The 23516-nt window shown below is 72.4% G+C and carries 21 protein-coding genes; 7 read left to right on the plus strand and 14 right to left on the minus strand.

Annotated elements, in window-relative coordinates; genetic code table 11:
• Positions 1–33 precede the first annotated feature (33 nt).
• The 5 genes from ftsH to dacB form a co-directional block, all read right to left on the minus strand.
• The gene (gene ftsH / locus ACFOSY_RS23710) at positions 34–2073 is read right to left on the minus strand and encodes an ATP-dependent zinc metalloprotease FtsH (RefSeq protein WP_369161773.1); all 2040 of its coding nucleotides are present in this window, start codon (positions 2071–2073) and stop codon (positions 34–36) included.
• A 188-nt stretch (positions 2074–2261) separates the two neighbouring features.
• Complete coding sequence (gene hpt / locus ACFOSY_RS23715) at positions 2262–2822, minus strand: hypoxanthine phosphoribosyltransferase (protein ID WP_394310381.1); 561 nt, start codon at positions 2820–2822, stop codon at positions 2262–2264.
• Positions 2823–2889: 67 nt separating this feature from the next.
• Positions 2890–3918 (minus strand): tRNA lysidine(34) synthetase TilS, encoded by a 1029-nt coding sequence (tilS, locus tag ACFOSY_RS23720; RefSeq protein ID WP_394310175.1) that lies wholly within the window; start codon positions 3916–3918, stop codon positions 2890–2892.
• Positions 3919–4116: 198 nt separating this feature from the next.
• Positions 4117–5247 carry a zinc-dependent metalloprotease gene (locus ACFOSY_RS23725; RefSeq protein ID WP_078592275.1) on the minus strand — a complete coding sequence of 377 codons (1131 nt, stop codon included), beginning with the start codon at positions 5245–5247 and terminating at the stop codon, positions 4117–4119.
• Between the two features lie 178 nt (positions 5248–5425).
• A complete protein-coding gene (gene dacB, locus ACFOSY_RS23730) occupies positions 5426–7021 on the minus strand; it encodes a D-alanyl-D-alanine carboxypeptidase/D-alanyl-D-alanine endopeptidase (protein WP_394310178.1) in 1596 nt (531 codons plus the stop codon).
• Between the two features lie 79 nt (positions 7022–7100).
• Here dacB and ACFOSY_RS23735 point away from each other — a divergent pair, with 79 nt between their 5' ends.
• Positions 7101–7592 (plus strand): inorganic diphosphatase, encoded by a 492-nt coding sequence (locus ACFOSY_RS23735; protein WP_394310383.1) that lies wholly within the window; start codon positions 7101–7103, stop codon positions 7590–7592.
• A gap of 144 nt (positions 7593–7736) precedes the next feature.
• Positions 7737–9437 carry a threonine/serine exporter family protein gene (locus ACFOSY_RS23740; RefSeq protein WP_394310180.1) on the plus strand — a complete coding sequence of 567 codons (1701 nt, stop codon included), beginning with the start codon at positions 7737–7739 and terminating at the stop codon, positions 9435–9437.
• 34 nt (positions 9438–9471) lie between these two features.
• Here ACFOSY_RS23740 and ACFOSY_RS23745 read toward each other — a convergent pair whose 3' ends face one another.
• The gene (locus ACFOSY_RS23745; RefSeq protein ID WP_394310182.1) at positions 9472–10395 is read right to left on the minus strand and encodes a DedA family protein; all 924 of its coding nucleotides are present in this window, start codon (positions 10393–10395) and stop codon (positions 9472–9474) included.
• A gap of 189 nt (positions 10396–10584) precedes the next feature.
• Positions 10585–11346, minus strand: coding sequence for a MerR family transcriptional regulator (locus tag ACFOSY_RS23750; RefSeq protein ID WP_394310184.1), 762 nt, complete (start codon positions 11344–11346; stop codon positions 10585–10587).
• A 100-nt stretch (positions 11347–11446) separates the two neighbouring features.
• Here ACFOSY_RS23750 and ACFOSY_RS23755 point away from each other — a divergent pair, with 100 nt between their 5' ends.
• Positions 11447–12733, plus strand: a complete 1287-nt coding sequence (locus ACFOSY_RS23755) for an ion channel protein (protein WP_394310186.1) — start codon at positions 11447–11449, stop codon at positions 12731–12733.
• Positions 12734–12787: 54 nt separating this feature from the next.
• Positions 12788–14197, plus strand: coding sequence for a glutamate decarboxylase (locus ACFOSY_RS23760; RefSeq protein WP_394310188.1), 1410 nt, complete (start codon positions 12788–12790; stop codon positions 14195–14197).
• 54 nt (positions 14198–14251) lie between these two features.
• On the opposite strand, the gene ACFOSY_RS23765 is transcribed toward ACFOSY_RS23760, so the two are convergent.
• The 5 genes from ACFOSY_RS23765 to ACFOSY_RS23785 all read right to left on the minus strand — a co-directional run bounded on the left by ACFOSY_RS23765 (position 14252) and on the right by ACFOSY_RS23785 (position 19204).
• Positions 14252–15019 carry an ABC transporter permease gene (locus ACFOSY_RS23765; RefSeq protein ID WP_394310190.1) on the minus strand — a complete coding sequence of 256 codons (768 nt, stop codon included), beginning with the start codon at positions 15017–15019 and terminating at the stop codon, positions 14252–14254.
• Entirely contained in the window at positions 15016–15987 is a 972-nt protein-coding gene (locus tag ACFOSY_RS23770; protein ID WP_394310192.1) for an ATP-binding cassette domain-containing protein, read from the minus strand. Before ACFOSY_RS23770 ends, ACFOSY_RS23765 begins: the two co-directional genes overlap by 4 nt.
• Before the next feature lie 73 nt (positions 15988–16060).
• Positions 16061–16708 (minus strand): PadR family transcriptional regulator, encoded by a 648-nt coding sequence (locus ACFOSY_RS23775; RefSeq protein ID WP_394310194.1) that lies wholly within the window; start codon positions 16706–16708, stop codon positions 16061–16063.
• A gap of 64 nt (positions 16709–16772) precedes the next feature.
• Positions 16773–18233, minus strand: coding sequence for an aldehyde dehydrogenase family protein (locus tag ACFOSY_RS23780; RefSeq protein ID WP_394310196.1), 1461 nt, complete (start codon positions 18231–18233; stop codon positions 16773–16775).
• Between the two features lie 146 nt (positions 18234–18379).
• Positions 18380–19204 carry a helix-turn-helix domain-containing protein gene (locus ACFOSY_RS23785; RefSeq protein WP_394310385.1) on the minus strand — a complete coding sequence of 275 codons (825 nt, stop codon included), beginning with the start codon at positions 19202–19204 and terminating at the stop codon, positions 18380–18382.
• A gap of 387 nt (positions 19205–19591) precedes the next feature.
• On the opposite strand from ACFOSY_RS23785, the gene ACFOSY_RS23790 reads away from it, so the two are divergent.
• The gene (locus ACFOSY_RS23790) at positions 19592–20077 is read left to right on the plus strand and encodes an ATP-binding protein (protein WP_394310200.1); all 486 of its coding nucleotides are present in this window, start codon (positions 19592–19594) and stop codon (positions 20075–20077) included.
• 149 nt (positions 20078–20226) lie between these two features.
• On the opposite strand, the gene ACFOSY_RS23795 is transcribed toward ACFOSY_RS23790, so the two are convergent.
• Positions 20227–20511, minus strand: a complete 285-nt coding sequence (locus ACFOSY_RS23795; RefSeq protein ID WP_006132594.1) for a DUF397 domain-containing protein — start codon at positions 20509–20511, stop codon at positions 20227–20229.
• Positions 20512–20907: 396 nt separating this feature from the next.
• Between ACFOSY_RS23795 and ACFOSY_RS23800 the strand changes: the two genes are divergently transcribed.
• Complete coding sequence (locus ACFOSY_RS23800; protein WP_394310387.1) at positions 20908–21444, plus strand: hypothetical protein; 537 nt, start codon at positions 20908–20910, stop codon at positions 21442–21444.
• Positions 21445–21504: 60 nt separating this feature from the next.
• Here ACFOSY_RS23800 and ACFOSY_RS23805 read toward each other — a convergent pair whose 3' ends face one another.
• Positions 21505–22644, minus strand: a complete 1140-nt coding sequence (locus tag ACFOSY_RS23805) for a DUF2786 domain-containing protein (RefSeq protein WP_394310206.1) — start codon at positions 22642–22644, stop codon at positions 21505–21507.
• 87 nt (positions 22645–22731) lie between these two features.
• On the opposite strand from ACFOSY_RS23805, the gene ACFOSY_RS23810 reads away from it, so the two are divergent.
• Positions 22732–23481, plus strand: a complete 750-nt coding sequence (locus tag ACFOSY_RS23810) for a Clp protease N-terminal domain-containing protein (RefSeq protein WP_394310208.1) — start codon at positions 22732–22734, stop codon at positions 23479–23481.
• Positions 23482–23516 lie beyond the last annotated feature (35 nt).

The following is a 23516-nucleotide window of genomic DNA, read 5'->3' on the forward strand; positions in this document are numbered from 1 at the left end:
TTCCGGGCCCGGTGGGGCGCCGAGAGCCTGCGGTCAGCTCTCGGGGCGCTCCTCCGGGGTCCGCTCCGGCTGCGGGGCGGGGTCCGTCGTGGCGGTCTTCGCGGTGGAGATGGCCGGCGTGGCGCCGTTCGCCCCGTTCGTCAGGGCCAGCTCCTTGGGGGAGAGGACCGGCGGGCGGGTGGACGGCGTACGGCGCGAGGAGCCGGTCCAGGCGGGCCTGGGCGGGCGCTTGACGATCGGCGCGAAGATCTCGGCGATCTCCTCCTTGCCCAGCGTCTCCTTCTCCAGGAGGGCCAGGACCAGGTTGTCGAGGACGTCGCGGTTCTCGACGAGGATCTCCCACGCCTCGTTGTGCGCGGTCTCGATGAGCTTCTTGACCTCTTCGTCGACCAGCGCGGCGACCTCTTCCGAGTAGTCGCGCTGGTGAGCCATCTCACGGCCGAGGAACGGCTCGGTGTTGTCGCCGCCGAACTTGATGGCGCCGAGCCGCTCGGTCATGCCGTACTGCGTGACCATCGCGCGGGCCAGACCCGTGGCCTTCTCGATGTCGTTGGCGGCACCGGTGGTCGGGTCGTGGAAGACGAGCTCCTCCGCCGCGCGGCCGCCCAGCATGTACGCCAGCTGGTCCAGCATCTCGTTGCGCGTGGTGGAGTACTTGTCCTCGTCCGGCAGGACCATGGTGTAGCCGAGGGCGCGGCCTCTCGACAGGATGGTGATCTTGTGGACCGGGTCGGAGTTCGGCGAGGCCGCCGCGACCAGGGCGTGTCCGCCCTCGTGGTACGCGGTGATCTTCTTCTCCTTGTCGGACATGATCCGGGTCCGCTTCTGCGGGCCCGCGACGACGCGGTCGATCGCCTCGTCGAGCATCTTGTTGTCGATCAGCTTCTGGTCGCTGCGCGCGGTGAGCAGCGCGGCCTCGTTCAGCACGTTGGCCAGGTCGGCGCCCGTCATGCCGGGCGTGCGGCGGGCGACGGCGCCGAGGTCGACGTCCGGGGCGACCGGCTTGCCCTTCTGGTGCACCTTGAGGATCTCGAGGCGGCCCTGCATGTCCGGGCGGTCCACCGCGATCTGGCGGTCGAAGCGGCCGGGACGCAGCAGCGCCGGGTCCAGGATGTCCGGGCGGTTCGTCGCGGCGATGAGGATCACGCCGCCCTTGACGTCGAAGCCGTCCATCTCGACGAGCAGCTGGTTCAGCGTCTGCTCGCGCTCGTCGTGACCGCCGCCGAGGCCGGCGCCGCGGTGGCGGCCGACCGCGTCGATCTCGTCGACGAAGACGATCGCCGGGGCGTTCGCCTTGGCCTGCTCGAACAGGTCACGGACACGGGAGGCGCCGACACCGACGAACATCTCGACGAAGTCGGAACCCGAGATCGAGTAGAACGGGACGCCCGCCTCGCCCGCGACGGCGCGCGCGAGCAGGGTCTTGCCGGTGCCGGGCGGGCCGTAGAGCAGCACGCCCTTGGGGATCTTGGCGCCCACGGCCTGGAACTTCGCCGGCTCCTGGAGGAACTCCTTGATCTCGTGGAGCTCCTCGACGGCCTCGTCGGAGCCCGCGACATCGGCGAACGTCGTCTTCGGGGTGTCCTTGGTGATGAGCTTCGCCTTGGACTTCCCGAAGTTCATGACACGGGAGCCGCCGCCCTGCATCTGGTTCATCAGGAACAGGAAGACGACCACGATGAGGACGAAGGGCAGCAGCGACAGCAGAATGCTCACGAAGGGGTTCTGCTTCGACGGCGAGACCGTGTAGCCGTCGGGGATCTGCTCGTTCTGGAACTTGTCCTGCAGCGTGCTGGCGATGGTGACGCCCTGGTCGCCGATGTAGCTCGCCTGGATCTTCGAGCTGCCCTCGACCTTCTGGCCGTCCTTGAGCTGGACCTTGACGGTCTGCTCGTCGCCGGTGGTCAGCTTGGCCGACTCGACCTTGTTCTCGTTGATCGCCTGGACGACCTGGCCCGTGTCCACCGTCTTGTAGCCGCCGGACGAGCCGACGACCTGCATCAACACGACCACGGCAAGGACGGCCAGCACGATCCACATGACCGGCCCACGGAAGTATCGCTTCACGTCCATCCATACGGAGCGGTGCCGCCCCGTCCCTCCTGCCATAGTGAGTTTGATAAAGGCTGTTCTTCGGACGGTACCCCAGCATGGGCCCCCGACGCTGCGAGGGACGGCCGGCAGTGGCGTCCACGCATGCTCCAACGCCGCGGAGCCCGCCGGGGTTCCCGATCACGTACGGCAGCCGGGGCCGCCGCGGTTCACCCGCCGTAGACGTGGGGCGCGAGCGTCCCGACGAACAGCAGGTTGCGGTACTTCTCGGCGTAGTCCAGGCCGTAGCCGACGACGAACTCGTTGGGGATGTCGAAACCGGCCCACTCGACGTCGATGGCGACCTTGGCGGCCTCGGGCTTGCGCAGCAGCGTGCACACCTTGAGGGAGGCGGGCTCGCGCGAGCCGAGGTTGGAGATCAGCCAGGACAGGGTCAGTCCGGAGTCGATGATGTCCTCGACGATCAGGACGTGCCGGCCCTTGATGTCCGTGTCGAGGTCCTTGAGGATCCGCACCACGCCCGAGGACTGCGTGCCCGCCCCGTACGAGGACACGGCCATCCAGTCCATCGTGACGGGGGTGGACAGCGCCCGGGCGAGGTCGGCCATCACCATCACCGCGCCCTTGAGCACGCCGACGATCAGCAGGTCCTTGCCCGCGTACTCCGCGTCGATCTTCGCCGCCAGCTCCACCAGCTTGGCGTCGATCTCTTCCTTGGTGATGAGCACCTTCTCGAGGTCGGCACCCATGTCGTTCGCGTCCACCCGCATCACTTTCGGTCGTCCCACCGGCCGGTCCGGTCCGCCCCGCGACCCGTGCGGTCGGTGGGGTCCGGATTCAGCCCTGCCGAATCACCAGTCTGCCACCCTGCCGACGGGCGACGACCCGGCCGGGGAGATTGATGGCCCCCTGACCTCGCCAGCCGGTGATCAGCCGGTCGACCTCCTCGATGTGCCGGGCGAACAGCGAACCGGCCGGTGCGCCGGCCTCGATGGCGGCCCGGCGCAGCACCCGGCGGCGCACGGCGGGCGGCAGGTCGTTGAGGGCGGCGCACTCCAGGCGGCCGTCGGCGTCCCGGACGCCGGCCGCGGCCTTCCCGGCCCAGGCGTCGAGGGCGTCGGCGTCGTCACGGGAGAGCTGGGCCGTACGGGCGAGGGCCTCGACGACGCCCTTGCCGAGGGCCTTCTCCAGGGCGGGCAGGCCCTCGTGGCGCAGCCGGGAGCGGGTGTAGGCGGGGTCGGTGTTGTGCGGGTCGTCCCAGACGGGCAGGGACTGGACCATGCAGGCCGTGCGGGCGGTCTGCCGGTCGAGCTGGAGGAAGGGGCGCCGGTAACGGCCGTCGGCCCCCGAGACCGCGGCCATGCCGGACAGGGAGCGGATGCCGGAGCCGCGGGCGAGGCCGAGCAGCACCGTCTCGGCCTGGTCGTCGCGGGTGTGGCCGAGCAGGACGGCGGCGGCGCGACGGCGCTCGGCGGCGGCGTCGAGGGCGGCGTAGCGGGCGTCCCGGGCGGCGGCCTCGGGTCCGCCGTCGCGGCCGACGGTGACCGCGACGGACTCGACGGGGTTCAGGCCGAGTTCGCGCAGGCGCGAGGCGACCTCGGCGGCGCGCAGGTCGGAGCCCGCCTGGAGGCCGTGGTCGACGGTGACGCCGCCGGCGCGCAGACCGGCGCGGGGGGCTTCGAAGGCGAGGGCGGAGGCGAGCGCCATGGAGTCGGCGCCGCCGGAGCAGGCCACGAGCACGAGCGGGGAGGAGGACCGCTCGTCGGGCGAGAGGCGGCCGGGCGTCCGGCCGTGTTCGGCGAGGATGTCGTTCAGGACGCGGCGGACCGCCAGGCGTATCGCCGCGACCGCAGGATGGGGACCCATGTCCGGTTCCCTTCATGATGTTGTTCCGGGGGGGGGTTGAGCCCGGGGACGGTCACGCAGAGTGTGTAGATGGTGACAGAACCGGGCCGTTCCCCGAGCATTGCACGCCTGCCCTGGGCTCACGGTCCCTCGGACGGGTGATTGGCGGGGCGTCCGTCTGCCGCCGCCCGGACACCCTGCGCGACGGGGGCGCGGTGCCTATGCCTCCGGTTTGCGGTGCACCCGCGTGATCCAGTCCGCCGGTTTGCCGATCTCCGCCTTGGTGGGGAGGGTGTTCGGCGACGTCCACACCCGGTTGAAGCCCTCCATGCCGACCTCGTCGACGACCGCGCGGACGAAACGCTCGCCGTCGCGGTACTGCCGGAGCTTGGCGTCCAGGCCGAGCAGCTTGCGCAGCGCCATGTCGAGCCGGGAGGCGCCCTTGGCGCGGCGCTGCTGGAACTTCTCCCGGATCTCGGCGACGCTCGGCACGACCTCGGGGCCCACGCCGTCCATGACGTAGTCGGCGTGCCCCTCAAGGAGCGACATCACGGCGGTGAGCCGGCCGAGGATCTCCCGCTGGGCCGGGGTCTGCACGATCTCCACGAGGGAGCGCCCCTCGTCGCCCTCCTCGCCCTCGGGGCGTCCGCCGACCAGCGACTGGGCGGCCTCGCGCACCCGCTCGAGCACGGTCATCGGGTCGACGTCGGTCTCGCTCAGGAACGCCTGGATCTCGCCCTCGAGGTGGTCCCGCAGCCAGGGCACGGCGGTGAACTGGGTGCGGTGGGTCTCCTCGTGGAGCGTCACCCACAGGCGGAAGTCGTGCGGCTCGACGTCCAGTTCCCGCTCGACGTGGACGATGTTGGGGGCGACCAGCAGCAGCCGTCCGCCGCCGTGGGCGCCGGCCGGGAGGTCCCGGGTGGCGGGGGCGAAGGTCTCGTACTGGCCGAGGACCCGGGAGGCGAGGAACGACAGCAGCATGCCCAGCTCCACGCCGGTCACCTTGCCGCCGACGGCACCCATGACCATGGTGCCGGGGCTGGTGCCGCGCCGTTCCTGCATCTTGTCGAGCAGGGGTTTGAGCAGCTCGCGGAAGCCGGCGACGTTGGCCCGCACCCAGCCGGGGCGGTCGACCACGAGGAGGGGCGTGTCATGGGTCTCGGGGGTGCCGAGACCGGTGAAGCCGCGGACGTGTTCCTCCGCGGAGCGCGCGTGGCGGCGGAGCTCCGCGACGACGGCGCGGGCCTCGTCCCGGCTCACGTCGGGGCCCGGCCGCATGAGCCTGGTCGCGGTCGCGACCGCGAGGTTCCAGTCGACCATGGATGAGGCAGCACCACCGATGCTCGTCATGTGTCAACGGTACGTGAGGGGTGGGGAAACGGGCAGATCCGCACGGCCCGCGGTCCTGCAGGGGCGCGGGGAACTGCGGCCTACAGGGGCGCGGGGAACTGCGCGAAGGGGGTCCGGGGGCGAAGCCCCCGAAGACGGGAGGGCAGGACGCGGAACGTCCGCGCAGTTCCCCGCGCCCTTAGGGGCGGCACCCGCACGCCGCCAAGGCGGAGGCGGCCTTGTCCAGGGCCGCCTGCGCCGCGTCCGGCCCCGTCGTGTCGTTGGCGAGGAACGCGAACGCCAGCAGGCGGCCGTCGCGGTCCACGACCGTTCCGGCCAGCGTGTTGACGCCGGTCAGCGTGCCGGTCTTGGCGCGGACCACGCCCGCCGCGCCGTCGGCGTAGCGGCCGGAGAGGGTGCCGGTGAAGCCGGCGACGGGGAGGCCGGTGAGGACCGGGCGCAGCTCCGGGTGGGCGGGGTCGCCGGCCGTGACGAGGAGGGCGGTGAGCAGGTCGGCGGTGAGCCGCCCGGCGCGGTCCAGGCCGCTGCCGTCCTTGATCACCACGCCCTTCACCGGCAGCCCCAACTGCTTCAGGCGGGCGGTGACCGCCGCGCCCGCGCCGGCGAAGTCGGCCGGCTTGCCGGTGGCCACGGCGGTGTGCCGGGCGAGCGCCTCGGCGAGGTCGTTGTCGCTGTTGGTCAGCATGCGCTCGACGAGCGCGGAGAGCGGCGGCGAGGACACCGTCGCGAGGGTGGTCGCGCGCGTGCTCGACTTCGACGGGCCGGGCGGCGTGGCCGTGATCCCGTGCTCCTTCAGCAGGTCGCCGAACGTGCGGGCGGCGTCGGCCGCGGGGTCGGCGACGCGCGGGGCGGGCCCGCTGGAGGAGTCGTCGGTGCGGCCCTCGTCGGCCATCAGCGGGGTGACGTCGGCGATGTTCGGGTTGACCCCGATCGGGTGGGTCGTGCCGCCCTTGTAGAGGGTCGTGTCGTACGACAGCGTCACCTTCCGCACGCCCCGCTTGGCGAGGGCCGCCGCGGTACGGGCGGCCAGGTCGCGCAGGCTCGCGGACCCCTTGGCGTTCTTGCGGGCGGTGAGCGTGGGGTCGCCGCCGCCGACCAGCACGACCTCCTTGGTGTCGGGCTCGTAGACCGTGCGGGTGGTGAGCCGGTGGTCGGGGCCCAGCGCGGACAGCGCGGCGACCGCGGTGGCGATCTTCGTGGTGGAGGCGGGGGTGAGCGCGTTGCCGGAGTCGGCGCTGTACAGGCGGCGGCCGGTGGCGGCGTCGACCACGGCGGCGGAGCGGCGGCCCAGCGCCGGGTCCTTCAGCAGCGGGTCGAGGACGGCGGCGAGCGCCTTCCCGGCGGGCGCCGAGCGCGCGGCGGTGGCGGTGCCGCCGAGGCCGGTGAGCACGGACGGGGCAGGCGGGGCGGCCTGCGGCCCGCGCGGCTGGGTGCCGGCGCGCGCCCGGGAGCCTTCGTGATCTGTGCCACGCGAGGCTTCCAGGGCCACGGCCCGGTGCCGCTCGGCCGTACGCTGACCCGAGGAGTCCCAGGGGCCGGCGGCGGTCGCCACTCCCGCGGCCAGCGCCAGACCGGCGGTGGCGGCGGTCGCGGTGTACCACCCGGCTCCGGGCCGCGCGACCCGTGGGGCCTGCGGCGATCCCGGCCGGCGCCCCCTGGTGAACCACGGCCCGGTGGCCGCGGCGACCCGCGCCAGACGCGGTCGTACGGCGTCCGCGATCCGCACGACGTGCGGTACCGCGGCCCGCCAAGGCCTCAGCTCTGGCACGACCACCAGCCCCTTTCGCGATCACACACCTGCGTGAGGGACACTTAACCACCAGAACGATGTGCTGATCATGGAGGAGCGTCCGGTGGAGTTCGACGTCACGATCGAGATCCCGAAGGGTTCGCGGAACAAGTACGAGGTGGACCACGAGACGGGTCGGATCCGCCTGGACCGTCGGCTCTTCACCTCGACCGCCTACCCGACCGACTACGGCTTCGTCGAGAACACCCTCGGCGAGGACGGCGACCCGCTGGACGCGCTGGTCATCCTGGACGAGCCGACGTTCCCGGGCTGCCTGATCCGCTGCCGCGCCATCGGCATGTTCCGCATGACCGACGAGGCCGGCGGCGACGACAAGCTGCTGTGCGTCCCGTCCACGGACCCGCGCGTGGAGCACCTGCGCGACATCCACCACGTGTCGGAGTTCGACCGGCTGGAGATCCAGCACTTCTTCGAGGTCTACAAGGACCTGGAGCCGGGCAAGTCGGTCGAGGGCGCCAACTGGGTCGGCCGGGTCGACGCCGAGACCGAGATCGAGCGGTCCTACAAGCGGTTCAAGGAGCAGGGCGGCCACTGAGCCCCCTCGCCCCAGGACGTGACGACGGGCCGCACGCGCAGGCGTGCGGCCCGTCGTCGTGCTGTGTGCCGGGTGCGCGTGCGCATACTGGCGCGACAGGGGGCACACTGAGGGACGGTGTCGTCAGCAGGGAGAGAAAGGCACGTGACGGACGCGGAGGACCGCAAGCCGCAGTCGGACGAGGCGAGGAGCGCCTTCGTACCCCCTTCGCATCTCGCGGCGCCGGCCGACAGCGAGTCGTCGACGACGTCCGAGTTCGCGGTGCCCGACGGGCTGGCCGTGCCGAAGCCGGGCTCGTCCGAGGCCGAGACCACCTCGGAGTTCTCCCTTCCGGACGGTCTGGGCGTCGCACCGCCCCCGCCGCACGAGCCGGAGGGTTCGGCGTTCAGCACGCCGAGGACGTACAGCGCCAAGCAGGCCGCCGCCTTCACCCCGCCGACCGGTGTCCCGCTGGTCCGGCTGACCAAGGACGTGCCCTGGCAGGACCGGATGCGCACGATGCTGCGCATGCCGGTGACCGAGCGGCCCGCCCCCGAGCCGGTGCAGCGGCACGACGAGGCCGGCCCGGCCGTGCCGCGCGTGCTGGACCTGAGCCTGCGTATCGGTGAGCTGCTGCTGGCGGGCGGCGAGGGCGCCGAGGACGTCGAGGCGGCGATGTTCGCCGTGTGCCGCTCCTACGGCCTGGACCGCTGCGAGCCCAACGTCACCTTCACCCTGCTCGCCGTCTCCTACCAGCCGTCCCTGGTCGACGACCCGGTGACCGCCTCCCGCACGGTGCGCCGCCGCTCCCCCGACTACACCCGGCTGGCGGCCGTCTACCAGCTGGTGGACGACCTCAGCGACGCCGAGACCCAGGTGACCCTCGAGGAGGCGTACCGGCGGCTGGCGGAGATCCGCCGCAACCGGCACCCCTACCCGGGCTGGGCGCTGACGGCCGCGAGCGGGCTGCTGGCCGGCTCCGCCTCGGTGCTGGTCGGCGGTCAGCTGCTGGTGTTCGTCGCGGCGGCGGTCGGCGCGATGCTCGGCGACCGGCTGGCCTGGCTGTGCGCCGGGCGCGGGCTGCCGGAGTTCTACCAGTTCACGGTGGCCGCGACGCCTCCGGCCGCGATCGGGGTGGCGCTGACCCTGGCGCACGCGGACGTGAAGGCCTCCGCGGTGATCACCGGTGGGCTGTTCGCGCTGCTGCCCGGACGGGCGCTGGTGGCGGGCGTGCAGGACGGTCTCACCGGCTTCTACATCACGGCGTCCGCGCGTCTGCTGGAGGTGCTGTACTTCTTCGTCGGCATCGTGATCGGCGTGCTGACGGTGCTGTACTTCGGCGTGCAGCTGGGCGCCAACCTGGTCCCGGACGCCGCGCTCGGCGCGCCGGAGCCGCAGCCGGTGCTCCAGACCGCCGCGTCCCTGGGGCTGTCGCTCGCGTTCGCGGTGCTGCTCCAGCAGGAGCGGGCCACGGTGCTGATGGTGACGCTGAACGGCGGGGTCGCCTGGGTGGTGTACGGGGCGATGCACGACACGGGCGACATCTCGCCGGTGGCGTCCACGGCGGTGGCCGCCGGTGTGGTGGGTCTGTTCGGGCAGCTGCTGGCCCGGTACCGGTTCGCGTCGGCGCTGCCGTACACCACGGCCGCGATCGGGCCGCTGCTGCCTGGTTCGGCCACGTACTTCGGTCTGCTGGGCATCGCGCAGAACGAGGTGGACTCGGGTCTGACCTCGCTCACCAAGGCGGTGGCGCTGGCGATGGCCATCGCGATCGGGGTGAACCTCGGTTCGGAGATCTCCCGGCTGTTCCTGCGGATCGGCTCCGCGGAGAAGCGGCGGGCGGCGAAGCGGACGCGAGGGTTCTAGCCCGCGCGGGCCGCCCGCCGCCCGGCCGGGGTGCTCAGTAGCCGCCGCCGTTGTACGGCTGCCGCGGGTCGTACTGCTGGTCGTACCGCTGCTGGTCGTACTGCTGCTGGTCGTAGCCCTGGTCGTTCCCGTAGGGCTGCCGGTCCGGCTGCTGCCGCGGGTAGCCGTTGCCGCCGCCGTACGGCTGCTGCTGCGGGTAGCCGCCCTGGTCGCCGTAGTGCTGCGGGCGGGGCTGCTGGGGCGCGGCGGCCGGGGGGATGCGGCGCAGCTGGGTGGTGGCGTCGTCCATGACCGGCGGCTGCGCGTGCGTCGCGGCGGCCGGGGCCTCGGCGGCGGCGCGCTTCTTCTTCCCGCGCTCGCGCAGGTACTCGATCAGGATCGGCACCACGGAGACGAGGACGATCAGGACGAGGATCGCCTCGACGTTGTTCTTGATGAGCGAGATCTGGCCCAGCCAGTAGCCGGCGAGCGTGACGCCCGTGCCCCAGGCGACGCCGCCGATGAGGTTGTACGTGAGGAACGTGCGGTACTTCATCCGGCCGGCGCCGGCCACGATGGGCGCGAAGGTCCGCACGATGGGCACGAAGCGGGCCAGGACGATCGCCTTCGGCCCGTACTTCTCCATGAACTCGTGGGCCTTCTCCAGGTTCTCCTGCTTGAACAGCTTGGAGTTGGGCCGGCTGAACAGCCGGGGCCCGAAGAACTTGCCGATCATGTAGCCGACCTGGTCGCCGAGCACGGCGGCGAGCACGATCAGCGTGCACACCAGCCACAGGGGCTGGCTGATGTAGGTGCCCTCGGCCACGAAAAGGCCCGCCGTGAACAGCAGGGAGTCGCCGGGCAGGAACGCGAAGAGTCCGGATTCCGCGAAGACGATCAGCAGGATGCCGGGGAGGCTGAAGGTCTCGATGAGGTAGTCCGGGCTCAGCCACTCGGGGCCGAGCGCAAGCGTGGTCACGGGGATGTGGCTCCTGCAGCTGGGGGTCAAGGGCGGGGCTGGCTGCCCAAATTATGAACGCAGCCGTCGAAGCCCGGGTTCCGCGGGGGTACCCAGGATGCACTGTGCCCCGCCCCGGCGAAAGCCGCGAGCCGGCGCCGTGGGGGAATCACCGCTGGTCGTGGCCCGGACCGGCCGGGCCACGACCGCTCAGACGGTGTGCCGTACGGCGTTGGCGAGGATCGCGTCCCGCATGTACGCGGCCAGTCCCGGCTTGGCCTGGTCGATGTTGCGGGTGAACCGCTCGTCGTTGACGTACATCTCCCCCAGGCAGGTGTGCATCTCGTAGCCGCAGTCGTAGTGGTTGCGGGAGATGCCCTGGCGGTGGTCCTCGGCGACGTCCATCGCCGCCTCCGACTCCGCCGGCTCGCCCGCGTCCATCAGGGCGACGAACCGCCGGGTCAGCTCGTCGGCCTCGCGCTGGATCCGCTGCCAGTCCTCCTTGGTGTAGGAGGCCGTCCTCTCCCGCGACTGGCGGTAGGCGTCGGTGTCGCCCCAGCGCTCCTGCACCTCCTCCTGGTACTGGTCGGGGTCGAAGTCGCCGAAGACCTCGAACTTCTCCTCGGGTGTCAGGTTGATCCCCATCGTGCGTGCCTCCATGGCCTGTTCCACGGCCGCCGCCATCTTCTGGAGCCGTTCGATCCGGGCGGTCAGCAGATCGTGCTGGCGGCGCAGGTGCGCGCGCGGGTCCGCGGCCGGGTCGTCGAGCAGCGCGGCGACCTCCTCGAGCGGGAAGCCGAGCTCGCGGTAGAACAGGATCTGCTGAAGCCGGTCGAGGTCGGCGTCGCTGTAGCGCCGGTGCCCCGCGTGGCTGCGCTCGCTCGGCACGAGCAGGCCGATGGCGTCGTAGTGGTGCAGGGTGCGCACCGTGACCCCGGCGAAACCGGCCACCTGTCCTACGGAGTAGCTCACTTCCGCTCCTTTCCGTTCCGCGCTCAAGGCTGGGTCCTCACGCCACGTGAGGTGCAAGCGGGTTCCCGATTAATCCCTTTCACCCCTTTATCGTGTGCGCGTGGCCCAGGACAGCACGCAGTCGGCGACCGGCACCGCCCCGGCGGCCTCGGCACGCGCCCTCCTGCCGACCATCGTGCCCGCGCTGCTGGTCGGCGTGGTGACGAGCCTGGTCCTGCTGGGGGTGAGCGCGGCCGCCGAGGAGCTCCAGCGCGCGCTCTGGCGGGACCTGCCGGACGCGCTCGGCGTCGGTCGTTACTCCGTGGCGTGGATGTTCGCGGTGCTGGTGGCCACCGGTGTCGCGGTCGGGCTGGTGGTGTGGAAGGTCCCCGGGCACGCGGGCCCCGACCCGGCGACCACAGGGCTGGAGGCGCCGGTGCTGCCGCTCGCGGTGCTGCCCGGACTGCTGCTGGTGACCGCGCTCGTGCTGGCCGGCGGGCCGAGTCTGGGACCGGAGAACCCGATCATCGCCGTGAACGTCTCGCTGGCGGTGTGGTTCGGCGCCCGCGCCTTCCCGGCGACGGCCGGACGCGGGTGGGTGGCCCTCGCCGAGGCGGGGACCATCGGCGCGCTGTTCGGCACGCCGGTCGCCGCCGCGCTGGTGATCTCCGAGGCGCTGGCCGGGCAGCGCGTCAAGGGCCAGTTGTGGGACAGCCTGTTCGCGCCGCTGGCCGCCGCCGGGGCGGGCGCCCTGACCACCACGCTGGTGTCCCGGCCGAGCTTCGACCTGCACCTGCCGCCGTTCGGGCAGCCCGGCTGGGGCGACCTGCTGGCGTCGCTCGTGGTGGCCTCGGCGGGCGCGCTGCTCGGGATGTGCGCGGTGTACGTCTTCCCGTACACGCACGGGGTGTTCGCGCGGCTGCGGCATCCGATGCTGATGCTCCCGGCCGGCGGCGTGGTCCTGGGCGCGCTCGCGGCCCTGGGCGGGCACCTCACCCTCTTCAAGGGGCTCGACGAGATCGCCGAGCTGGCCGCCGACCCCGACGGCTGGACGGCCGGCGAGTTCGCCGTGATGACGGTGGTGAAGCTGGCCGCGATGCTGGTCGCCGCGTCCTGCGGCTTCCGCGGCGGGCGGATCTTCCCGTCGGTGTTCGCGGGGACCGCGCTCGGCCTGTGCGCGCACGCGCTGGTGCCCGAGGTGCATCCGGCCGTCGGGGTGTCGGCCGGCGTCCTGGGCCTGCTGCTGGCCGTCACCCGGCAGGGCTGGGTGAGCCTGTTCGTCGCGGCCGTCCTGGTCGCCTCCCCCGGCATGCTCGCCCTGCTGTGCCTCGCCTCCCTCCCCGCCTGGCTGCTCGTCACCGGCCGCCCGCACATGCAGCTGCGGCCGGACGGGACGGCCGTCAGGTGACCCCCGCTCCCCCGGCGGCCCGCTCCGGGCCGCCCGACCCCTTACGGAGGACCCATGCCGCTGCACCCTGGCCGGCCTGCCGGTGAGCGCCCGATGTCCGTCAACCCCTTCCTGGGTCCCGCGAACCCGGTCGGGGACATGACCTCGGCGCCGCCCAAGCACCGGCTGCCGGACGGTCCCATGGCCCCGTCGACGGCGTACCAGCTGGTGCACGACGAGCTGATGCTGGACGGCAACGCCCGGCTGAACCTGGCCACCTTCGTCACCACCTGGATGGAGCCGCAGGCCGGGCTGCTGATGGCGGAGTGCCGCGACAAGAACATGATCGACAAGGACGAGTACCCGCGCACCGCCGAACTGGAGCGCCGCTGCGTGGCGATGCTCGCCGACCTGTGGAACGCGCCCGACCCGGCGAAGGCCGTGGGCTGTTCGACCACCGGGTCCAGCGAGGCGTGCATGCTGGCGGGCCTGGCGCTGAAACGGCGCTGGTCGCTGCGCAACGCCGGCCGCTACCCCTCGCGGGAGGCCCGCCCCAACCTGGTGATGGGCGTCAACGTCCAGGTCTGCTGGGAGAAGTTCTGCACCTTCTGGGAGGTGGAGCCCCGTCAGGTGCCCATGGAGGGCGACCGGTTCCACCTCGACCCGGCGGCCGCGGTGGAGCTGTGCGACGAGAACACCATCGGGGTCGTCGGCATCCTCGGCTCCACCTTCGACGGGTCCTACGAGCCGGTCGCCGAGCTGTGCGCGGCCCTGGACGGCCTCCAGGAGCGCACCGGCCTGGACGTCCCGGTGCACGTCGACGGGGCGTCGGGGGCGATGATCGCGCCGTTCCTCGACGAGGACCTGGTGTGGGACTTCCGCCTGCCGCGCGTGGCGTCGGTCAACACCTCGGGGCACAAGTACGGGCTGGTGTACCCGGGGGTGGGCTGGGTGCTGTGGCGGGACGCGGCGGCGCTGCCCGAGGAGCTGGTCTTCCGGGTGAACTACCTGGGCGGCGACATGCCGACCTTCGCCCTGAACTTCTCCCGGCCGGGCGCCCAGGTCGTGGCGCAGTACTACTCCTTCCTGCGCCTGGGCCGGGACGGCTACCGCGCGGTGCAGCAGGCGGCGCGGGACGTGGCCACGGGACTGTCCGCGCGGATCGAGGCGCTCGGCGACTTCAGGCTGCTCACCCGGGGCGACGAGCTGCCCGTGTTCGCCTTCACCACCGCGCCGGACGTGACGGCGTTCGACGTGTTCGACGTGGCGCGCCGGCTGCGGGAGAACGGCTGGCTGGTGCCCGCGTACACCTTCCCGGCGAACCGTCAGGACCTGGCGGTGCTCCGGGTGGTGTGCCGCAACGGCTTCTCGGAGGACCTCGCCGGCCTCTTCGCGGAGGACCTGACCAGGCTGCTGCCCGAGCTGAGAAGCCAGTCCCACCCGCTCACCCGGGACCGGAACGCGGCGACCGGGTTCCACCACTGAGCGAGTGGTCCGGCTCCCGTGCGGGCCCCCGGACGGGAGCCGGACCACCCTGCCTCAGCGGCTCAGCCGCGCGAACCGGCGTACCGCCAGCGGGAAGAACACCGCGAGCAGGGCGAGGGGCCAGAGGACCGCGGCCCAGGCGTGGCCCGGTTCGGCGCCGGGCGCGCCGAACAGGTCCCGTACGGCCGAGGCCGTGTGGGAGATCGGGTTCCACTCCACGACCGTGGCCAGCCAGCCGGGCATGGACTCGGGGACGGCGAAGGCGTTGGACAGGAAGCCGAACGGCCAGACCAGGATCTGCACCGCCTGCACCATCTCCGGCCTGCCCGCCACCAGCGCCAGGTGGATGCCGACCCACAGCATCGCGAACCGGAGCAGCAGGAGCAGTCCCACCGCGCCCAGGAACGCGGCCGGGCCGGCGTGCGTGCGCCAGCCGAGCGCGGCGGCCACGCCGAGCAGCGCCGTGAGGCCGAGCACCGACTGGAGCATGTCGGCGGCGGAGCGGCCCACCAGGACCGCTCCGTCGGTCATCGGCATGGACCGGAAGCGGTCGACGACCCCCTTGTTCATGTCCTGGGTGACGGCGATCATCGTGCCTTCCAGGCCGAAGGCCATGCTGAGCGCGAGCATCCCCGGCAGCAGATAGTCGAGGTACTCGCCGCCCACGCCCCGGCCGCCGCCGATGAGGTAGCCGAACATCAGCAGCAGCATCAACGGGAAGACCAGGTTCACCACCACCGCGGCCGGCTGCCGTCCCCAGCGGGCCAGCTCCCGGCGGGTCATGGTCCAGGAGTCGGTCAGTGCGTACACCGTGCTGCTCATGCTGCCTCCTTCACTCGCTCGTCGCGCCCGGTGAGGTGCAGGAACACCTCGTCGAGCGTGGGCCTGCGCAGGGCGACGTCCTCGGCCTCGACGCCTGCCTCCTCCAGGGCCCGCACCACGGCCGTGAGGGCCGCCATGCGGTCGGTGACCGGCGCGCTCAGCAGCCGCCGGTCGGCGTCCACGGTGACCGCGTCCCGCTCCACGGGCAGCAGGCCCGCCGCCGCCTCCAGCTGTCCGGCGTCGCGCAGCACGACGTCGATGCGGTCGCCGCCGGTGGCCGTCTTGAGCGCGTCCACCGTGCCGTCCGCGACGACCCGGCCGGCGTCCACCATCGACACCCGGTCGGCCAGCTGGTCGGCCTCCTCCAGGTACTGGGTGGTGAGCAGGACCGTCGTCCCGCCGCCGACCAGGGAGCGCACCGCGTCCCACACCTCCGCGCGGCCGCGCGGGTCGAGTCCGGTGGTCGGTTCGTCCAGGAAGAGCACCTCCGGTTCGGTGATCAGGGAGGCGGCGAGGTCGAGCCGGCGCCGCATGCCGCCGCTGTACCGCGCCACCGCCTTCGCCCCGGTGCCGGAGAGACCGAAGCGCTCCAGCAGTTCGTCCGCCCGGGCGCGGGCCCGCCGGGCGCCCAGGTGGTAGAGGCGGCCGAACAGTTCGAGGTTCTGCCGGCCGCCGAGTTCCTCGTCGAGTGCCGCGTGCTGGCCGAGCAGGCCGATGCGCAGGCGCACCCGGTACGCCTCGCGCACCACGTCGTGCCCCGCCACCACGACCCGGCCGGAGTCGGGGCGCAGCAGCGTGGACAGGACCCGGACGAGGGTGGTCTTGCCCGCGCCGTTCGGCCCGAGCACCGCGTGGACCGTGCCACGGGCGACCGTGAGGTCGAGTCCGTCCAGTGCGGCCGTGCCCGCGCCCTTGGGTCCCCGGTACGTCTTGCGTGCTTCTTCGACGGTGATCGCCGCGTCGGACACTGAAGCCCCCTTAGTAGTCAAAGTTGACTAGCGCTGCACCGTATTACCCGTGCCCCTCGCTCGTCAAACTTGATTACTCGGAATCTTCCCGACGCCGGCCCGTCTCCCCGGTCGCGAACGGGTTCTCCTCGCCCTCGGCCAGCACGCCGACGAACGGCTCGCCCTCCCCGGCGAACGTGTAGGCGCCGCCCCGGATCCGCGCGATGAGGTCCCGCGTCCACGCGGCCCCGCTGTCGGCCGAGTGGACCCAGAAGTCCATGATCTCGCCGATGTGCCCGAGCTGACCGGGCCCGTCCTCGGGGATGTAGTACTCGGTGACCGCCCTGCGCCACTCCTCGATCGACGCGAGCCGCCGCTCCAGCAGGGCGAGGGCCTCCGCACGCTCCAGGTCGACCATCAGGCCGAGCCCGGCCGACAGCACGTCCGGCTTCTGGTCGTAGGAGGTCAGCGCCTCGCGCAGCAGCCGGAAGTACTCCTCGGTGCCCTGGGCGGTGACCTCGTACTCGGTGCGCGGCGGGCCGCCGGCCGTGGAGGGGGCGGTCTCGTGCGCGACCAGCAGCCCCTGCTTGGCCATCTGCTTCAGCGCGTGGTAGATCGAGCCGGGCTTGGCGTTGGACCACTCGTGCGCGCCCCAGTACTCCAGGTCGTTGCGCACCTGGTAGCCGTGGGCCCGCCCGTGCTGGCGCACCGCGCCGAGCACGAGGAGACGGATCACTGACATGCCGCCCAGCGTAGGCCGCGCCCGGACGGCGCCGGGAGCGGCCTGCGGGAAGGGGCCGTACGGCTCAGAACGGGAAGCGGCTGCGGCCGTGCTGCACCGAGATCCACTTGGTGGTGGTGAAGGCGTCCAGCCAGGTGTCGCCGTTCAGCCGGCCCACACCCGAGTGCTTCTCGCCGCCGAAGGGGACGATCGGCTCGTCGTGCACGGTGCCGTCGTTGACGTGGAACATCCCGGTGTCGATGCGCCGGGCGAAGCGCACGCCCCGCTCGACGTCCCCGGTGTGCACGGCGCCGCTGAGCCCGTAGGGGGTGTCGTTCACCAGGCGCACCGCCTCCTCCTCCCCGTCGAACGGGACGAGGAAGGCGACGGGGCCGAAGACCTCCTGGCGCAGCAGGGCGGAACCGGCGGGCAGCCCGGTGACCACGGACGGCTCGACCAGGTTGCCGGTGCGCGCGCCGTGCACCAGGGCGGTGGCGCCCTCGGCGAGGGCCTGCGCGACGACGCCCGCGAGGTGGTCCGCCTGCCGGGAGTTGATCACCGGGCCGATGACGGTTTCCGGGTCGCGCGGGTCGCCGGCCTTGAGCGTGCGCACCTTGGCGACGAACTTCGCGGTGAACTCGTCGGCCACCGCCCGGTCGACCAGGATGCGGTTGGCGGCCATGCAGACCTGGCCCTGGTGCACGTACCGGCTGAACACGGCCGCGTCCACGGCGTAGTCCACGTCGGCGTCGTCCAGGACCACCAGCGCGCTGTTGCCGCCCAGCTCCAGCACCGCGCGCTTGAAGAGGGAGGCGCAGACGGTCGCCACGTGCCGGCCGACCTCGTCGGAGCCGGTGAACGAGATGACCTTCGGCACCGGGTGCTCGATGAAGGCGTCGCCTATCTCCGCGATGTCGGTGATCACGACGTTGAGCACCCCGGGGGGCAGCCCCGCGTCCTCGAAGATCTTGGCGATCAGGGTGCCGCCGACCACCGGCGTGTCCTGGTGCGGCTTGAGGACCACGCCGTTGCCCAGCGCGAGCGCGGGGGCGACGGACTTCAGCGCCAGGAAGAAGGGGAAGTTGAACGGGCCGATCACGCCGACCACGCCGGCCGGCTCGCGGTGGACGCGGTTCTCCTTGCCGTCCACCGGCGAGGGGAGGATCCGCCCCTCGGGGGCCAGTGCCAGGTGCGCCGACTCGCGCAGGAACTCCTTCGCCAGGTGCAGCTCGAAGCCGGCCTTCAGCCGGGTGCCGCCCAGCTCGGCGACGATCGCCTCGGCGATGCGCTCCTCGCGCTCCTCGAGCAGCCGGAGCGCCTTCTCGAGCACCGCGCGGCGGGCGTACGGGTTGGCCGCCGCCCATTCCTTCTGCGCGCGGGCGGCCGCCCGGTACGCCTGGTCGACCTCGCCGGCCGTGGCGATGGTGACCGACGCGAGCTTCTCGTCGTCGTAGGGGTTGAAGTCGATGATGTCCCAGGCGCCGGTGCCGGGGCGCCACTCGCCGCCGATGTACTGCTGAGCCAGGTCGGTGAAGTACGACGACATGCGATCCCTCGATCCCTTGCTGCGTCAGCAGAAAACCGGTCGGCACACCGTGAGTGTGATGTCACGTCATCGTACGTGTGATGAAAGGGAGTTGAAGGGGGTCTCCGAGCCAGTCAGGGGCGTCCTCAGGCCAGCTGGAGGAGCTCTCAGGACAGCTGGAGGAGTCCCCGGAGCAGGTCGCGGCTCTCGGCGGGGCCCGGGCTGTCGTGCTGGAGCTCCTTGAGCGCCTTCTCGTACTGGGCCACGTCCTCGGGCTTGTCGAGATAGAGCGCGCTGGTGAGCTGCTCCAGGTACACCACGTCCGAGAGGTCGGACTCGGGGAAGCTGAGGATGGTGAAGGCGCCGGACTCCCCGGAGTGCCCGCCCATGCTGAACGGCACCACCTGGAGCCGGACGTTGGGCCGCTCGGAGACCTCGATCAGATGCTGGAGCTGGCCGCGCATCACCGCGCGGTCCCCGTACGGCCGGCGCAGCGCCGCCTCGTCGAGCACCACGTGGAACTCGGGGGCGTTCTCCGCGACCAGGTACTTCTGCCGCTCCAGACGCAGCGCCACCCGGCGCTCCACGTCGGCGTCGCTCGCGCTCTTCATGCCGCGCCGCACCACCGCGCGGGCGTACTCCTCGGTCTGGAGCAGACCGTGCACGAACTGCACCTCGTAGGCGCGCAGCAGCGAGGCCGCACCCTCCAGGCCGACATAGGTGGGGAACCAGCTGGGCAGGACGTCCGAGTAACTGTGCCACCAGCCCGCCACGTTGGCCTCCCTGGCGAGGGAGACCAGCGAGGCCCGCTCCTGCTCGTCCGTGATGCCGTACAGCGTCAGCAGGTCCTCCACGTCCCTGGTCTTGAAGCTCACCCGGCCCAGCTCCATCCGGCTGATCTTCGACTCGGAGGCGCGGATCGAGTACCCCGCGGCCTCGCGCGTGATCCCCCGCGCCTCACGCAGTCGCCTGAGTTGTGATCCGAGCAGCATGCGCCGCACCACCGATCCCGGCTCTCCCGCGCTCACGTCCGACAGCCTCCCCAACGTCTTCAGGGCCCGCAGTCTGCCACTAAAACACTCCGAGCAGTACTCGACCGGTTACGCAAACGGAATCAGGCCGCTCGATCCGGTCAGGAAGCGGCACGGAAGGGGCACGGCGACGCAACGAGGGGGCAAGAGAACAGCCAGGGAGAAGACACGAGGATGACGGAAAAATTGCCCAACAAACCAGAACGGTAGGGCTGATTTCGGTCAGCTGCACGTGCATCTGCCCTTGCATCTGCTGTGCGCATCCGAAACCATGGTCCCCGCACCACCGCCGCCTCGCTACGACCGCGAATTCCGGGAGTGCCTCGCATGGGGACGAATGGATCGACCATGCTCGAGCCGTTACGGCAGGGCCTTCCGCCGCTGAACTTCGCGGCCGCCTCCGACGCCGCCTTCTGCGCCCTGCACGCCCGCTACGAAGCGGTGCGCGAGGCACGGCAGTTCACCCGCCGCACCCTCGACCAGTGGCATCTCGGCGACCGGTTCGACGACGTCTGCCTGGTCGTCTCCGAACTCGTCACCAACGCCCTGCGCCACGGACTCCCGGCGAACGCCCCGCGCCTGGCTGCCCCGCAGCCCCCGGTGCGGCTGCACCTGCTGCGGTGGACCGAGCGGCTGGTGTGCGCGGTGCGCGACCCCAGCGACGAGAGCCCGGTCACCCGGGACCCGCGGGACCTGCCCGACGACTGCTCCGCCGAGTCCGGCCGCGGGCTGTTCCTGGTGGACTCCTTCAGCGACGGCTGGGGCTGGCAGCCGCTGTCGGGCGCACTCGGCGGCAAGGTGGTGTGGGCGCTCTTCCGGCTCCCGCAGCCCTGATCCCGGCGTGGCGCACGTGCGCGTCACTTGTCTACGCGCGTCGCGCGCGGGCGTCTCGGCCGTAGGTGCTGCCGGGCGACCGGGGGCGCCGGGGGTTTCGGAAGGCCCGGGGGTGCCGGGGACCCGCGGGTTCCGGTGTCCGCGCCGGGTCAGCCGGCGACCAGGTGGTCGAACTCGCCGTCCTTCACGCCCAGCAGCATGGCCTCGATCTCCGCGCGGGTGTAGACGAGCGCGGGGCCGTCGGGGAAGCGGGAGTTGCGCACCGCGACCTCCCCGCCCGGCAGCCGGGCGAACTCCACGCAGGACCCCTGCGAGTTGCTGTGCCTGCTCTTCTGCCAGGCCACACCGTCCAGCCGGGTGGCCGCCATGCCGTTGTACACGCCGGACGCGCCGGCACCGTCGTGCCCGTCACCGTCGTACACGTCGTGGTCCACAGGTCGCTCCCCGCTGGTGCACTGGCTGGTGTGACCATCGATGCAGTGGTCAACTGACCCGGATCATAGCTTCGTTCATGTGCACATGCATGAGCGTATGCACGTGCACGGCGGGTGTCGGCGCGATTACAGCCTCACCGGCCGCACGGCGCCCGCTTTGACGGACGCTTTACCGGGCCCCGCTGCCTTAGAGACGCACGCGCGCGCGTTTGTGTTCCCTCCTGTGCCCTTTCGATGGGCGGGCGGTGAGGTGCTGCGGGCGGCCCGGCGGTGATGGTGCGAGGTCCGTCACCCACCCCTGGCCGGACGCGGGGCGGTTCCTGTTAGCTGGCAGCGGTCGTCCGGCTGCCCGGGCCGGCGTCAGGGAGGGGACCAGCGGTGACTACGGAGGCCTCGGTGGAGCACTTCGGCCCGGCACGCGCGCGTGGGGGACGTTCCCGGCGGGCCCGGTGGGCGCTCGCGGCCGTGGGGCTGGCGGGCGCGCTGACGCTGACGGCGTGCGGCGACGACGGCGACGGCGGCTCGGACGACTCCGCGGGCACGCCCACCCCGTCCGTCACACGGACCGCGGACTCCGGCGGCGGCACCGGCGGCACGGGGGGCTCCGACGGCGCGCCGGCGGGCGACCTCCAGGGCAGCTGGCTCACCACCGCGGACGGCAAGGCCGTGGTCCTGATGGTCAACGGCGAGGAGGCGGCCCTCTTCGTCACCGGCGGCACGGTGTGCAGCGGCACGGCGAAGGGCGACGGCGACGCGACCCTCACCCTCACGTGCCCGACCGGCGACGGCGACCGCACCAAGGGCACGGTGGAGTCGGTCGACGGGTCGTCCCTCACGGTCACCTGGGAGGGCGCGGCCGGCACGGAGACGTACACGAAGGCGGAGGGCGGCAGCCTGCCCCCGGGCCTGCCGACGGAGGGCCTGGGTTCGTAGGGGCGGCCACGGGTGGGCGCGGACGGCGCCCGCAGTCGGCGACGGGCCCGCACCCCGACGTCAGCGGCGCCGGCCCAACCGCCTCCGGGTGGCGGCGACCGCCTCCTCGGCCGCCCGACTGCCCTCCTCCCACCCCGCCACATCACCCACCCCCCGCAACCGCGTACTCGTCGTGGACGGAAACAACCGCTCCACCCGCTCCCCCACAGCGACCTCCCGCGACGCCAGCACGGGCAACAGATCGCCCTCCACCGGCACCTCGGCCGCAGCCGCCGCCAACCGCTCCCCCACCCTGTGGGCGTACGCGGCGAGAAAAGCCTGCCGAAACGTCTTCGTCCGCTTCCGGCCGCCCGCCCGCTGCGCCGCCTCCGCCTTGGTCATCGCGGTGGTCGCCTGCACCAGCAGCGAGGTGAACAGCAGCTCGACCGCCTCCAGGTCGGGCGCGAAGCCCACCACCGTGGAGAAGCCGAACGGCTCGTTCCACACCGCCCGGCAGTGGTTCGCCGAGGCCACCGCGTCCAGCAGCACCGCCTTGGCCTGCTCGTAGGGCGGGTCCACACCGATCCGGACGGCGTCCGGACCCTCCGCGGCGGACGTGCGCGCGGCGAGCAGCGCCTCGTCGACGCTGTGCCGCGCCATCAGCTCCTGCGCCTTGGCGCTCAGCGCCTCCGCCTCCTCCGGGAACCCGGTCGCCTCCGCCTTGGCCAGCAGCGCCCGGATGCGTCCGAGCATGCGGGACTCCGGCTTCCGCTCCCGCCCGGCGGACGGCGAGGCCCCCGCCGCCTCGTCGAGGGGCTCCAGCGCGGGCAGCCGCAGCAGCAGCCGGTACAGCTCCAGGACGGCGGTGGCGTACGAGAACCGGTCACCGCGCGGCGCGGGCTTCCCCGCCCGCAGCTCGGCGAGCTGCGCCTCCCACCGCGCCCCGCGCGTCCGCCCGTCCCGTCGCGCCTCGGCCAGGATCAGCGCGCCGGCCAGACGGACGTGCGTCTCGTCCAGCTCCCGCCGCACCACCCGTACGACGTCGGCGGGCTGCCACCCGCGCTGCCAGGCGGCCGCGACGAAGTCCTCGCCGCGGCGGGCGAGTTCGGCGTCCGCCGTGGGGTCCGCGGCGAGCAGGGAGGCGCCCGTGTCGAGGGTGTCGTCGCCCGTGTCGTAGAGGGCGGAACGGAAGGCGCGGTCGACGGCGGAGGACGTACTCACGGGGCCGATCGTGCCACGCCGCGACCCGTCACCCGAAAGTGTCAACCACGGGTTGACACCCTCCTACTGTCAACTTACGGTTGACACATGACGACGAACCCCGCCATCAAGTCATCCATCCGTCTCGACGACCTCATCGCGGCCATCAAGAAGGTCCACGAGGAGCCGCTCGAACAGCTCCAGGACGCGGTGCTCGCCGGTGAGCACCTCGGCGACGTCGCCGACCATCTGATCGGTCACTTCGTCGACCAGGCCCGGCGCTCCGGCGCCTCCTGGACCGACATCGGCCGGAGCATGGGCGTCACCCGGCAGGCCGCCCAGAAGCGCTTCGTCCCCCAGGGCGGCAACGACCTCGACCCGAGCCAGGGCTTCAACCGCTACACGCCCCGCGCCCGCAACACCGTCATGGCCGCGCACAACGAGGCGAAGGCCGCCCGCAACGCCGAGGGGCTCCCCGAGCACCTGGTCCTCGGCCTGCTCGCCGAGCCGCAGGGCCTGGCCGTCAAGGCGATCACCGAGCAGGGCGTCACCGTCGACGCGGTCCGCGAGGCCGCGCGCGCGGCGCTGCCCGCCGCCGTCGAGGACGCCCCGGAGCTGGTGCCGTACGGCCCGGCCGCCAAGAAGGTGCTCGAACTGACCTTCCGCGAGGCGCTGCGCCTCGGCCACAACTACATCGGCACCGAGCACATCCTGCTCGCCCTCCTCGAGCACGAGAACGGCACCGGCGTGCTCAGCTCCCTCGGCGTCACCAAGGCCGCCGCCGAGGAGTACCTGGCGAAGATGCTCGCGCAGTACGTGGAGACGGACTCCGAGGACGAGGCGACGCGGGAGAGCTGATCCACGGCCCGGCCCGGCACCCCTCCCACCAGGCC

This window comes from Streptomyces lusitanus, assembly GCF_042647945.1.
GTDB classification, from domain to species: domain Bacteria; phylum Actinomycetota; class Actinomycetes; order Streptomycetales; family Streptomycetaceae; genus Streptomyces; species Streptomyces pseudogriseolus.